This window comes from Oenococcus oeni (assembly GCF_020510245.1).
GTDB lineage: Bacteria > Bacillota > Bacilli > Lactobacillales > Lactobacillaceae > Oenococcus > Oenococcus oeni.
In genome coordinates, this window is sequence record NZ_CP084701.1 from 1,457,517 (window position 1) to 1,471,612 (window position 14,096).

The window sequence follows — 14,096 nt, forward strand, 5'->3', positions numbered from 1 at the left end:
CTTAGTTGTTTTTTAATTTATTTCATGAAAAAAATAAAGTTCTATAAAATCACTCTTCCTTCAGCCAACTCATTTTTTCTCCAATCATTTCAACAACATCGTTTAAAGCAAGTGAAGCAACGATTATGTAGACTGGTAAAAATTGGATCATGTATCTGCTTCTTCCTCCTTCGAAAATGAGCAGGTACAAAAATCCACCAACGATTGCCAACCGCAGCACTTGTGAAAACTTTGTTCTGTATCGCCATCCAAAAGCTATTATAAAGAGCCAAATTATCCACCAAAATTGCGCAATATATCTAAAATCCGCTAAATGTTTGCCATTCGGATATACAAAACTTTGAACAAAAGCCTTAAGACCCTTAGAAGCAACCTTTGCTGACATAAAATGCCCTTCTATCAACCAAGCAAAACTACCATCGGATGAGTTCTTATTTTGTTTATGAAATAAAAACTTTATATATCCAAAAATACCCATTCTTGCTAAACGCTGATTAATCTTTCTTTTAGAGTATTCAACTTTTTCCTTTTTACTTGGTCGAGCAGCCATGGCCAAATTATCCTCTTTGTTATAGCCGCCATCTCCAGCCATCCCCATGCTAATAAAATGAATTGCCGGCATCGTCCTGCTTCTATCTATTTTCATATAGGTTTCAGAATTATTTGCATTTTGCAGATAACGGTAAGTAATTCCAGTTGAAACAATGAAAAAAAGAGAGGAAATTAAAATAATAAACGCGTATTTTTTCTTTCTTCGATCATCTTTTTTAAATAGATAAAGTATTTCAACAAGGAAAATAGCAATAAAAGGAATAATAGCCGACGGTTTGATAAAGTATGATGCACTTAAAACACTCCCGCCAATAATCGCTAAAAATACTCGAAGGATACCATTAAATTTTGAATGGAAAACAATACAATAACTCAACAAATAAAGCGAAACAAATGGCAAAACCCAAGTATCAGAGTAAGGAACCAAGATCATTGGAAATAGAGCCAACCAAATCGACTGAATATACAAAACATTGCTTATTTTTCTTCTATCCAGAACCGCGACAATCAAAGTGTTGAAAACTGCCGATAAATCAACCAAAAAGAGATTAATATTATCAAAAAGCAACCATGAACTATTGGAGAAGAATTTCGCAAGATAGTGTTGCTGTAGCATCAAATTAATGTTGTTCGTGCTCAAACTATAATAGGCTTGTAGTTCTCGACTTTTAGTATCCGTCAATGCCGAATGAATGGCACCTGCATCGAAACCAATCGAGGGATGAGTCAGCTCGACAAAAATAATTTGCAACAGGATCACTAGAACAAAAATAACAATCGAACTGAATAAAGCGCGTTTGATAAAAATATACCGAAAAACATTGCGTAACTTTTCATTTACGAAAATCGCAAGACTGATTGTCAACAGAAAAAGTAAAAAGACAACTGAAATCCATGTCGTTCGATTTCCGGCAGGAGTATCGCCAAGTGTTAAATTGGGAGATGCGATAGCAAAATAGAGCGTTAAAAAAATAAAAAAATTGAAAATATAAAAAATAATTCTATTTCCCAAAGAAAATAGTCCCTTTCTTTTCATCAATTCATCTCCTCTTTAAGCAATTCCACGATAGGAAAATTAACCATACTTTTCCCGCTTTCTTGATAATCAATCTAAAGATATACAGTAAAAACGTGTCGGGGATTCTCCTACTTCAATTCTTATCAATTTACAGTTTATTTTTTTCAAGGAATCAGTGATCATATCGAAGAGATAATTTGTTAAATTTTCCAGTGTCGGATTGATTTTGTCGAAAGGGGCGATTGTATTGAGAAATTTGCCTGATAAGCCACTGATTGTCTCAGTAATAACTTCCTCAATATCTTCAAATTTAATCATATGATCATTAGAACTAACGATTTCACAAATTATCTCCCAAGTGTGGGGGGTGCTCAGAACCAATCCCGGCCTCCCAACGAATTGCATGGCTGGCATTAATGTAAGATCTCATTTTGTAAGTATATTTTTTACGTGTCATTTATTTGTTTCCCTTTTTGTCTTTCATTCCCTTAAAATCACTCCGAACAACTTTTTTATATCCGCGCATTCTTCTTTAAACGTTTTGGATTTCCATTTGATTGGTAGAGTGATACTGTTTATAATTCCAATTAGCCTGATAAAAGAACAGATTAAGTTGTATAAAGGCATCGTAAACATAATCCACCATTTTCTGCTATAGAACGATCGCTCTTCGTCAAATTTTTTTAGAAACATTCTAACGTTGATAAAATTCAGAAATGAATCAAAGACGTATAGCAAATACATAAAAATAACTGATAAAAGCAAAACAATTGGTGAGTAACCAAGGTAGGCCAAAACAAAAATTCCGAACATCCAAATCATTCGTGGAAAAACAAAGGTGTGGTCAATCATTAAGCGTCGAACCATAAAATTTTTAAAAAACTTATCGAGATGCAGCTGGTCGCTCATAAAGGAACGCGAGACTTCGATTTCGCCACGCTGCCATCTTTGTCTTTGAATATACAGCTGATCGAGACTTTCAATCGGGTCTACGTAGAAAAAAGAATCAGTACACAAAGCCACCCGCCCTTTTAATTTACTGCGAATTTGAAAAGTCATATCTGTGTCTTCACCCACTGTTTGAGTATTGTACATATAGGTTTTTAATAATACTTCTTTTCTAAACGCCGAGAAAGCACCCGACATCGTGAAGAGCCTATTAGCCGATGATTCGATACTTCTTCCTGAAAGAAAAGCCTGAGCGTATTCGAAATATTCATTATTTTGTAATAATCTCAATAACGGTTTTTTGTTATTTTGAATAATTGCTTTTTCGGTTAAAATGGTGCCAGTCATTGCATCAATATCAGAGTTATTTTCAAAACCAAGAACCATCCGCATTAGTGCATTCTTTTCCAAAACACCATCACTGTCCAAATTAATAATATATTTGCCAGAACTATTATAAATAGCCGAATTCAAGGCAGATGCTTTCCCTTTATCGGTGTTCATCCATTGAAGCCTCAAATTGGAGAAAGACTGTTGAACCTTATTGAATACTTGAAAGCTATTATCAGTACTTTGATTATTAGCAACGATAACCTGCATAAGTTTGTTTGGATAGCTTGAATCACTGATTGATCCAAGGCATTTAAAAAGTGTCTCCTCGGAATTATAAACAGGGACAATAATCGAAATAATCGGCAATTTCGCCGGTTTCTTTAAGTCGTTTTTTTTTCTGCTTTCAAATGTTAATTTGACAAAGTAAAGACATTCCGGGACTATCTCAAAAATAATCGGTATCAGCATCCAAGTTATCCAAAAACCCATTTGAGCAAATGCTTGATCCAAGAAACTCATTTTTCGTCTCCCTTATATATCAACTTTCCTGTAAAGTTTTTTATAATATGAGCACGGGTAAAAACATTGTAATATAAGGCTATAACCAAAATATAAAAGAAAAGTCTTCCTAAAACAGAATGCGCCAGGAAAAATATTTTATTTCCGTTAAAAAAGACAATTGTCGCGACAACAAAAAGACGTAAAATATTTGCAGCATAGATCCACAAAGCTCCAGCGACGCCTATAATAGTTCTTTCTTTGCGACTGTAAACAGGGTAAAAAGCTATCAAACTCCAAAAAGCAGTCGTTTCAATGATTCCGGAACATTCATAATCGACAAACATCAGAATTGTATCGTGAGTATTTTGTATCTCGATTAAATTTTCTCTGTAAAAAGCAGTAAACATTCCACTTAAAGACCCGAAAAGACCAATGCCTCTTGTCACAATCGTTGAAAAAAGCCAGATTCCATATGGCCGGCTTAAGGCCATCAAAATTAAGAAAAGACCGACGCTTCCAGTTATAAAATAGAAAGCCGATAACTTGGCGCGTTTTAAAACTGACAGGATATAAACCCATATAATGGTCCCAATCAAAATTATTGTCGTAATCAGCATTAATGAAATCCAATCTTTTCGTGATTATTTTTCTTCTTATAAGTAATTCCAAAAAATCCAAACAAAGCAAGCAAAAAACCAATTCCCACAATAATATAAGGTCCCGTGCTAGTACCTTCAATCGTAATATGTTGATAACCCAAATTCGAATTAGCAAGTGTTATCGATTGACCTGAAATTGTGCTGAGATTGAAATCCGTTATGGGAATTTTGACTTCAGCTACACTATTGGTATATGTTCCTTTTCGATATAAAGATGTGTCTGCAGGGAAAGTCTCACTATATGCGTTTACATAGCCCACTCCGTTGGTTTTATATGTGTAACTTGTCTCATCCCACACACCTGCACTGAAGCTGGCCGTCTGACCAGCTGATAAGTTGCCTGGAACATTAAGAAAACTTATATCGTATTTCTTATTGCCGATAGTAATAACATATCCAGCAGTTTGTAGACCGGATTGATGTCCGCCGTAAGGAATCATATTAACGTATAAATACAGGTATTGATCGTCTGACAACATAGACAGCTTATAAGTAACGTTTCCATTCGTTCCTTCTTCGTAAAAATCCGTCATCGGCTTACCAGACCAATCGTCGAATTTTCCATCAATTAAAATTCCAGAACCGCTCGAAATACTGTCAGCGTGAACTACTACAATTGGAAGCAAAAAAAATCCGAAAAAACAAGTTATCAATACAATAATTTTTTTCATATTTTTTCTTTCTCGTATATAAATAAGATAATTTTTCCTACAGGAAAAGAACTTAATCTCTATTTTCTTCTATTGAGTCTTAACATATTAATAATTTTTTGTCAATAGTTAATAAATAATAATATTTCATTGTCTATTTTCTTAAACAAAACTTATGAGTCAAAAAAATCAATTATTAAGATAAATTTCATAAAAAGCTACAACCGGATAATAATTTTATATTTAGTCAAATAGGGATCCTTTTTAGCCTAAATAGTATTTTCAAAAAATAATTAACGATATTAAAAAACGCCAAACTGATATTTTGGCGTTTTTTATCTGCTTTTTAATGTGATACCTGGATTATTGTTGGCTGATTAACCGACCGACATTTTCTGCGGTTTGCGTTAAGTTTTTCTTGGCATTCTTAATTGCCTGATCCAAGCTGACCACCCCCGGCAAAATACAAAAGATCGAATCAATCCCAAGTTGATACAATTGATCGATTCCATCGCCGACATTCCCGGCTAAGGCAACCACTTTCACATTGGGAACAGCTGCCTTAACAGCCTGTGCAGTTCCCATCGGAGTTTTGCCGTACTGAGTTTGAGAGTCGATTGCTCCTTCGCCAGTAATAACATAGTCTGCCCCTTTGGAACGTTCTTTTAAACGCGTCATTTCGACAACAATTTCAACTCCTTTTTCCATTTGAGAATTGGTGAAGGCCAATAAGCCGGCTCCCAAGCCACCGGCGGCTCCGGCTCCAGGAAAATCAGCCAATTTTTTGCCAAGATCATGTTGAATAATATCGGCATAGTGTTTTAAATTTTTATCCAAGATTTCGATTATTGATCTTGTTGCGCCTTTTTGCGGACCGAAAACCCTAGCTGAACCTTTCGGTCCAACCAAAGGATTTACAACATCCGAAGCGATTCTGATTTTTGTTTGAGCAACCAGTGGATCGACTTTGGAAAGATCAATATGGTCGAGTTCAGCCAACCCAGCTCCACCGCGCTTGATTGGATGACCGTCTGCATCCAGAAATTGAACCCCGAGTGCCTCCGCCATTCCTTGTCCGCCATCGGTCGTTGCACTGCCTCCAATCCCGATAATAATTTCTCTGGCACCCTTATGCATGGCGTCCAGGATCATCTGACCCGTACCAAAAGTTGTTGTGATCAAAGGATTTTTCGTCTCCTCATTAACAAACTGAATACCACTGGCGGCAGCCATTTCAATTACAGCTGTTTTTTGATTACCGAATAAGCCATAATGAGCTTTTGCCTTTTTTTCCAAGGGATCCAAAACGTCAATCGTCTCAAAATCGCCATTGGTCGCATCAACCAAGGATTGAACCGTACCTTCGCCTCCGTCGGCCATTGGAATAATTTCATATTCGGCATGGGGAAAAATGCGCAGCAGTCCCTCGTGAATTGCGTCTGCAGCTTCCTTTGCCGTTAGACTTCCTTTAAATGAATCTGGTGCGATTACGAATTTCATGTTTCACCTCACGCTTATTTAATATTTTTTAAAAAAATCCATATATCAAAGTACCGACGATTGTCATTGTCAAACCGACTGCCGTTTCATAAGGAACCGAACCCATTCGTTCCTTTAAATTCATATTCATCGCATTGGCAGTAACATGAAAATAATTTCCTTGAGGAAGATGATCGATAACTGTTGCGCCAGTATGGACCATTACAGCTGCTGCTAATGGAGCTGTTCCAAACGAAAGGATTGCTTTACTGAATGATCCGGTAGCGAGAATAACTCCTGTCGAAGTCGAAGCGGTCGCTGCGGCCATTAAAATCCCAGAGATCGGGGCAAGGAAGGTCCCAGAAATGCCCGACACTTTGATCAATGAAACAATCTCAGCCGGCAGCGTCGAAGAAGTTATCAAACCTCCGATAGCCCCGGCACCAATCAAAATCAAAACAACATCGGTCATTCGCTCCATTCCGGCTTTTGTATACTCCAAGACCTTATTGCCTTTATGCATCGCCAGCATGCCGACGATTCCGGCAAAAGGAAGAATGTACATCGCGTCGACTTGAAATTTTTCTAAAAAAGAAACATGCAAAATGCTGCCAATCGGATTTATCAATAACAAAATAACCGCCAGCAGTGGAGCGACAATTGCAGAGCGGAGCGAAGGTGTTTCAAGCTTAGTCTGGCCGGTCTGCTTTTGATTGACTTCAACATCAGCCATACTGGCAATCGCCCCTCTATGTCTGAGAAAAGTCGCCAACAACACAGCCATTGCCAAACCGAAAAGTGCCGGAATAAAATCAGCCACCATTAATTGGCTAAGCTCTAAATTAAATCCCCGAGCAGCGGCAATTGTATTAGGGTTCGGTGAAATGATATTACCAGCTTTGCCACCCCCGGACAGAGCAACCAACAATGCCAATTTAGAAATTTTCATGCGGCTGCCAACCTCAAGAGCAATTGGAGCAACAATCAAAACGGCAACCGGAATAAATACTCCGACAGCAGTGATGATCATTGTTGCGAGCGCCAGCGATAAAATTGCCCATTTTTCACCTAATTTGGTAACGATCGCCCTTGCAATGGCATTCGCGGCTCCCGATTCCATCATGACGCCGGCCAAGACACCGGCTGCCAGCACTCTAACAACCGTCCCCATTACACTTTGTGTTCCGGCAACAACTATATTAACCGTTTGGCTAAGACTGGAGCCGCCAATAATGGCACCAAAAATAGTTCCAAGCAATAATGAATAAACTGGATTTAATTTCCATAAAATTAATCCAATTGCCAGGGCTAAACCCAATAAAGCCCCGACCCAACTAACTGAATTTGACATTCTCTTTCCTCCCTTCCAAGAAAATTCAAATCTATCCTAATTATAAATGATGGCTATAATCGAATTACTATTGCAAACAAAAAGGCGCCGCAGCTATTAACCGACGCCTTTTCAATATCACTTTTCATAATCCGACTGTAAGATTGAAAAATAAGTTTATTTGACTATTTGCAAGTTTTTATTTTCGTCGATCATCTTTTTGACCATCCGGGATATATGGGCAAGATTGAAACCGTAATCGTCGATTACATCATTTGCCTTGCCAGATTTGCCAAAAGTATCGACGGCAAGATTCTTTCCAAAAATTCCGGTATAGCGTCCCCAAGCCAAACTCGATGCCATTTCGATCGACAAACGGTTAACGACCTGCTTGGGCAGGACACTTGCTTGATATTCTTCACTTTGCCTTTGAAAAGCCTCCATGCTGGGCATCGAGACAACTGAAAGATCGTAACCTTCTTTTTCAAGTTCTCTTTTAGCTTCCAGAGCCAAATGGAGTTCTGACCCGCTGGCAATCAGAATCGCATCGGGAAGATCTTTTTTGGCTGAGGAAACAATGTAGGCTCCTCTTTCTACTGGAGCGTCCTTTGTTTCTCTTAATACAGGCAGCTTTTGTCTTGAAGTAACCAAAGCCGTTGGACGATTCGTTGTTTTGGCAATGGCCTTCCAAGCGGCCAGGGTTTCGTTTTGATCGGCAGGACGATAAACATCGATTCCCGGCGTGGTCCGAAGCGTCTCTAACTGTTCAACCGGTTGATGAGTCGGCCCGTCTTCGCCGACAGCTAAGGAATCATGAGAAAAAATGAAGATCGAAGCGAGTTTTTGCAGGGCGGCCAAGCGAATGGCCGGCTTCATATAATCGCTGAAGATAAAGAAGGTCGAAGCAAAGGCGCGACTATTGCCATGGAGGAGAATGCCATTGGTAATTGCGGCCATCGCAAATTCACGAACTCCATAAAAAACGTTTGAACCCTGAGGCGTTAAATCGGTAAAATCGCCTTGATCTTTCAGATAGGTCTTGTTAGATGACGAAAGATCGGCCGAACCGCCCCAGAAAGTCCTGTTTTGATCGGCGATTTGTTGCATGACCTCAGAACTGCTTACACGGGTTGCTAGTTCTTGATCATTATTTTCAGCCAATTTCAGATTATCGGTATTTAAAGTCGAATCATTATTTTCCAGCTGCTCTGCTAATCGAGGAAAAGCTTCGGCGTAAAGCTGAAAGGATTCTTGCCAACTTTTATAATACCGGTCTTTGGCTTGATGACTGTCGTTAAAAAGATCGTAAACATCTTTTGGAATTTCAAAGGGCTGATAGGGCCAGTGATAGAAATCCCTGGTCTTGGCCACGTTCTCTTCGCCGATTGCCGCCCCGTGGACTTTGCTGCTGCCCTGAAGCGGCGTGCCGTAGCCAATGATTGTCTTTATTTCGATAAAGGATGGTTTGTCGCTCTTTTTCGCTTCTCTGATTGCTTCATCAATATCAGACAAATTATTGCCATCGGCGACAAACTGGTAATCCCAGCCGTTGCCGATAATCCGATCCTGAATCTTTTCGCCGGTCGAAAGCTTTAAGGGGCCATCTAAGGAGACATCGTTGGAATCAAAGAGAACGATTAATTTACTTAATCTTTTCTCACCGGCAATTGCCATTGATTCTTGACTGATCCCTTCCATTAAGTCCCCATCGCCGACGATCACATAGGTCTCGTGATCGAAGATGTTAAAACCAGGGCGATTATAGATGGCCGAAAGATGTTTTTCGGCCATCGCCATGCCAACAGCCATCGCCAGCCCCTGACCCAAAGGACCGGTTGTCGCATCGATTCCCGGGGTGTGTTTCCACTCCGGGTGACCCGGGGTTAGTGAATCCAACTGACGAAACCGTTTTAGATCATCGATCCCGACTTTAAATCCGTTCAAATGAAGCAGGCTGTAAAGCAGAGCCGAGCCATGGCCGGCACTTAAAACAAAACGGTCCCGGTTGATCCAATATGGATCGCGATTGTTAAAATTAAGGAACTTTTGAAAAAGCGTATAGGCCATCGGGGCAGCGTCCAAGGGCAGGCCCGGGTGGCCGGAATTAGCCTTTTGGATCATATCGAGACTGAGAAAACGGATCGCATTGACTGCCTGCTGTTCGTCTTGACGGTTCAATTCTTTAAGTGGAATATTTTCAAATTGAGTATCGATCATTTGTCCTCCTCTTTAATAGATTGATTATTTAAAAAATTATTTAGCAGGAACCACTTTTGAGCGGTCCTTTGCATTTAATACGATTGAGGTCAAAACAACTACAAGCAGGAAAATCAATATTCCGGAAACAAGTGTTATTGCTCCATAGCTACCTAATTTACCGACCAATATTCCTGGAATCAGGTAATCCGTATCGGCAAAAGTCGATGCAGCTAATTTGAGAGTTCCAAGAACCGGAAGAATAAATAGTGGTAACCAGGAAATCAGCAAACTATTAAATGTTGCTCCCAAAACAGCCCCACGTCTTCCGCCAGTTGAATTTCCATAAATACCTGAAGCTGCTCCACAGAAAAAGTGGCCAACAACTCCTGGAATAATAACAGTCGTTCCAAGTGCAATCATTGCAAACATACTTAGAGTTCCAACAAAAAAGCTGACAAAGAAACCTATCAAAACAGCATTTGGTGCGTAGGGAAAGATAATCGGGACATCAAGTGCAGGCTTTGAATTTGGAACAAGTTTCTTGGCGATTCCCTGAAAGGCAGGAACAATTTCTCCAAGAATCATACGAACACCTTGTAAAACAACAACGAACCCGGCAGCAAATGTTCCTGCCTGAATAATTGAATAAACAATGTAGTTAGTGCCACCACTTAATTTGCTTTCAATATAGCTCGGACCGGTGGCAATTGCCAAGATTACATAAACAACACTCATTAAAAGAGCAATCGAAACAGTAGAATCTCTCAAGAACCCTAAACTTTTGGGAATATTAAGATCTTCAGTACTCTTACTTTTATCCCCAAAAAGTTTTCCAATCAATCCAGCTGATGCATAGCCGATATTACCGGTATGGCCCATCGCAACTTGATCACTTTTTGTAATCTTGCGCATAAAAGGCTGGCAAAGAGCTGGTGTAATAGTAAGCAATGTTCCTTCGAATATTCCACTGAATAAAATTGTTTGCCAGCCATCACCCATACCTGCAGAAATTAAAATAACTGCAGATAGGCAAGACATATAAAGCATCGCTTGACCGGTCAGGAAAATATATTTAAATCTTGTAAATCTGGCTAACAAAATATTCACGATCATTCCTGTTAGCATAATTAAAGCAGTTGGAGTTCCGTATTTTACTAAAGCAATCGCAACGACTGCTTCATTGGACGGAACAACACCTTGAACATGTAGGGCGAATTGAAACATTTTTGCAAAGGGTGCCAAGGCAGTTTCCAAAATAGTTGCACCACCGGTTAATACAAGAAAACCGGCGAAGGTTTTAATTGTACCTGCGACAACTTCATTAGCCTTTTTCTTTTGAAGCAACAATCCAACCATTGATATCAAGGCAACAAGGATGGCGGGTTGGCTCGCTATTGATACAAATAATTCCAGTATTTTTTTCATGATTAACGACTCCTGTTTTTATTTATGATTAATTTTGTTTTTATCAAGGATTTCATTAACTTTTTGTTTGGTTTCGTCTGCATCGATAATGGATTTAAGCAGAACTACTTTCTCCTTTGGCAAATTTCCCAAAGCCGTTTCAAGTGTACTTTCGATAAAAAAGTAATCCGCCGAATCAGGTGTTGCTGAACCGACATCCATATGGGAAAGCTCGAAATTGCCTGTATCGACCCCCTCATCATTAAGTACATTTTGAATATTCATCTGTACCATAAAACTAGTACCCAGACCTGATTGACATACAGCGACAAGTCTCATTTTTTATCCTCTTTTCTTTTGACAGCGAAATTTAAATCGACATTCTTTATTACATTGAGAAGATCACAAACACTATTGGCGGATAGTAGCTTTTCAACATTATTTGGATCAGTCAATAACTTAGTAAGTTCCTTGATTGATTCCAAATGACTGTTAGAATCAACTGCAGCCAAGACAAACCAGATGTTTATCATGTGGTCTTTAGAAGTCAAGGCAATTGAATCTTTAGTCTTTAATAGCGCCATACCAACACGATTAACAAAACCATTCGGTTGAGCATGGGCTAATGCAATTCCCGGTCCGATATTTATGTAGGGACCCTCTTTTTCAACAACATCAATCATTGAACTTACGTAGCCATTTAGAATCGTTCCATCCTCTAAAAGCGGTTTTGACGCTTCTTTAATAGATGTTTTCCAATCTAATTTTTTTCCATCAGCGATTCTAACTGTTTTCTCATTCAATAAATTAGAAAGCATATATTCACCTCTCTTCCCAAGAAATAAGACTATATCTTGCTGTAAGCGCTAACAAGTGCAAAAATAGCAATATAGGCAGTGCAAAAAGTGCACCAAAGGAATTAAGCGATGTACACTTCGAAAAATAAACGTGTTAACCAGATGTTGAACTTGTTTCTTAGTTCAAAAGATCTAATCACAATCCCGGAACTTGAAAAACAGTTATCGATATCCCGTCGATCTGTTTATTATTCAATCGAAAAAATGAACCAATTTCTGGATGAAAAAGGTTTCGACAAAGTAATTAACGTTAAAAATTTGGGATTTTATTTAAACCAAGAAACAATATCCGCGCTAGAAAAATCAAAAAGATTTAATAACGAAAAAAATGAAGAATTTTTTAATTTCTCGGGAAAACAAAGAATTGAAACTATTATTTGGTTATTAATCAACAGGGAAAAAGTCTCGTTGACACTAATCGAAACAAAATTCGATGTAAGCAGAAATACAGCCGATAAAGATTTTAAGAAAATCAGTTGTATTCTAAAGGATTATCAGCTTTCTTTATCGAAAAACAGCGGCGGCCATACGATCAATGGTCCTGAAATTCAAAAAAGAAATTGGATATACGAACAGTTCTCAAAAGGAAATCCAATTTTATTTTCTTTACTTGCAAAGCGAGTCAAATCAGTTCAAAACATCAACCCTCTTTTAAAAGAGTTTGAAAGAATGACCGGGAATTTTTTTACTGATGATGCTTTTATTTGTTTGAGTGCCTATTTGGATTGGTATATCGACAGAATTCAAAATCCGGTGAATAGATTGGAAAATACAAATGTTATTCCGAGCAATCTAATTGCTTTGGAATGGGCACAAAAATTTTTATTTAAAAATCATGTCGTCAATTTGGGCGAAGCAAGTTACTTGATCAATACAATTCATTCAAGCCAATTCGATAAAGCAAATAAAGAGTATGGCGGAATTCAAGAGATATTGCCAATCGCAAAGAAAATAATTTTCCGTTTTAATCGAATAGCCGGTGTTAACTTAAGGCTGGATTCTCTGCAGGTTAATCTTTCGACTCATTTATTAGCCACCTATTATCGAATAAAATACGGTATATCCTACAAGCACCCAGATTTGGATTTAATCAAGCAAAAATATGAACAGCTATTTTCTTTTACAAGGTTTTCCGTAAGACCATTTGAAGAGTTCGTCAAAAAAGATATTCCGGATGATGAACTTGCTTTAATCGCACTTTACTTTGGAGGTGAAATTAAAGCAATCGAAGCCGAGAATTTAAAAAAACAAAAAAACGATGTCATGATTGTCTGTTCGAGTGGAATTGGAACATCACGAATATTAAAGCAGCAATTAGATGACAGATTTCCCGAAGTTGCTTTCTCAAAACCCTACAACACATTAAGCTATGAGAATTCATCTCTGGAAGATATTAAACTAATTGTTTCAACAATAAAAATTAAAAATCGTAAAGGAATTAATGTTTTAAAAGTTTCAGCAATCCCAGGTAAGCAGGATTGGAAAAATATTGAATCGGCTTTAAAAAAAGAAGGCCTGGTTAAAACAAAAAATCCCAAGATGAATATCGAGGGACTTTTAGACATTATTTCCGAATATGCAAGGATTGAAAATGTTAACGAACTAAAAAAAGCTTTGAAACAATACATTGAAAATTCTTCAACGAACTTTCTGAACAATAAAAGCAAAATTACAAACAATTCGCATACTAAGCTTGAAGAGATTTTTACTAAATCAAATATATCTTTTGTAGATCACGCAAATAATTTTAGAGAAGCGCTGTCTTTAGCTTTCGAGCCCCTAATAAAAAACAGATCGATTGAAACAAAATATATTGATAAAATTGAATATCTGACAAAAAAATATGGGCCTTATATGATGATTGAAAAGGGCGTTCTACTAGCTCATGCAAAACCTGGGGATGGAGTAAACAAAACGGATTTCTCATTTTTACTTTTAAAAAAACCGGTTCATTTGGTCAATAATAATGACAGTGAGGCTATAAAAATAATTATTGGTTTCGCAACCGTTGACACGAGCAGTCATCTGGAAAAATTAAACGACATTATGAAAATATTGCAAAATGGAAAGGCAATGAACAATATTTTATCCGTTTCCAAAAAAGAACAATTGCTAGAAAATAGTTTGATTAATTAATTCAAATGAATAATTATTGACAAATATCTA

11 protein-coding genes and 1 pseudogene are annotated in these 14,096 nt (G+C 37.9%); 1 reads left to right on the top strand and 11 read right to left on the bottom strand.

Annotation, left to right across the window (positions count from 1 at the left end):
* Positions 1–49 precede the first annotated feature (49 nt).
* The 11 genes and pseudogenes from J3U91_RS07650 to J3U91_RS07700 form a co-directional block, all read right to left on the bottom strand.
* Entirely contained in the window at positions 50–1,588 is a 1,539-nt protein-coding gene (locus J3U91_RS07650) for a TIGR03766 family XrtG-associated glycosyltransferase (protein ID WP_002820849.1), read from the bottom strand.
* Between the two features lie 69 nt (positions 1,589–1,657).
* A pseudogene (locus J3U91_RS07655) lies at positions 1,658–2,027 on the bottom strand (6-carboxytetrahydropterin synthase).
* A gap of 23 nt (positions 2,028–2,050) precedes the next feature.
* Complete coding sequence (locus J3U91_RS07660) at positions 2,051–3,370, bottom strand: TIGR03111 family XrtG-associated glycosyltransferase (protein WP_002820851.1); 1,320 nt, start codon at positions 3,368–3,370, stop codon at positions 2,051–2,053.
* On the bottom strand, positions 3,367–3,969 hold the full coding sequence (gene xrtG / locus J3U91_RS07665) for an exosortase family protein XrtG (protein ID WP_002817279.1): 603 nt from the start codon (positions 3,967–3,969) through the stop codon (positions 3,367–3,369). The genes J3U91_RS07660 and xrtG overlap by 4 nt, the downstream gene beginning before the upstream one ends.
* The gene (locus J3U91_RS07670; protein WP_002820852.1) at positions 3,969–4,682 is read right to left on the bottom strand and encodes a Firmicu-CTERM sorting domain-containing protein; all 714 of its coding nucleotides are present in this window, start codon (positions 4,680–4,682) and stop codon (positions 3,969–3,971) included. Before J3U91_RS07670 ends, xrtG begins: the two co-directional genes overlap by 1 nt.
* A 342-nt stretch (positions 4,683–5,024) precedes the next feature.
* Entirely contained in the window at positions 5,025–6,161 is a 1,137-nt protein-coding gene (locus tag J3U91_RS07675; protein ID WP_002820853.1) for a glycerate kinase family protein, read from the bottom strand.
* A 28-nt stretch (positions 6,162–6,189) separates the two neighbouring features.
* Positions 6,190–7,491, bottom strand: coding sequence for a GntP family permease (locus tag J3U91_RS07680; RefSeq protein ID WP_002820854.1), 1,302 nt, complete (start codon positions 7,489–7,491; stop codon positions 6,190–6,192).
* Between the two features lie 156 nt (positions 7,492–7,647).
* Complete coding sequence (gene tkt / locus J3U91_RS07685; protein WP_002820855.1) at positions 7,648–9,687, bottom strand: transketolase; 2,040 nt, start codon at positions 9,685–9,687, stop codon at positions 7,648–7,650.
* Between the two features lie 36 nt (positions 9,688–9,723).
* Positions 9,724–11,094 (bottom strand): PTS ascorbate transporter subunit IIC, encoded by a 1,371-nt coding sequence (locus J3U91_RS07690; RefSeq protein ID WP_002820856.1) that lies wholly within the window; start codon positions 11,092–11,094, stop codon positions 9,724–9,726.
* 18 nt (positions 11,095–11,112) lie between these two features.
* The gene (locus J3U91_RS07695; protein ID WP_032821233.1) at positions 11,113–11,412 is read right to left on the bottom strand and encodes a PTS sugar transporter subunit IIB; all 300 of its coding nucleotides are present in this window, start codon (positions 11,410–11,412) and stop codon (positions 11,113–11,115) included.
* Entirely contained in the window at positions 11,409–11,891 is a 483-nt protein-coding gene (locus tag J3U91_RS07700) for a PTS sugar transporter subunit IIA (RefSeq protein ID WP_002820858.1), read from the bottom strand. Before J3U91_RS07700 ends, J3U91_RS07695 begins: the two co-directional genes overlap by 4 nt.
* A 108-nt stretch (positions 11,892–11,999) precedes the next feature.
* Here J3U91_RS07700 and J3U91_RS07705 point away from each other — a divergent pair, with 108 nt between their 5' ends.
* Positions 12,000–14,066, top strand: a complete 2,067-nt coding sequence (locus J3U91_RS07705) for a BglG family transcription antiterminator (RefSeq protein WP_002826703.1) — start codon at positions 12,000–12,002, stop codon at positions 14,064–14,066.
* The last annotated feature ends 30 nt before the right edge of the window (positions 14,067–14,096 follow it).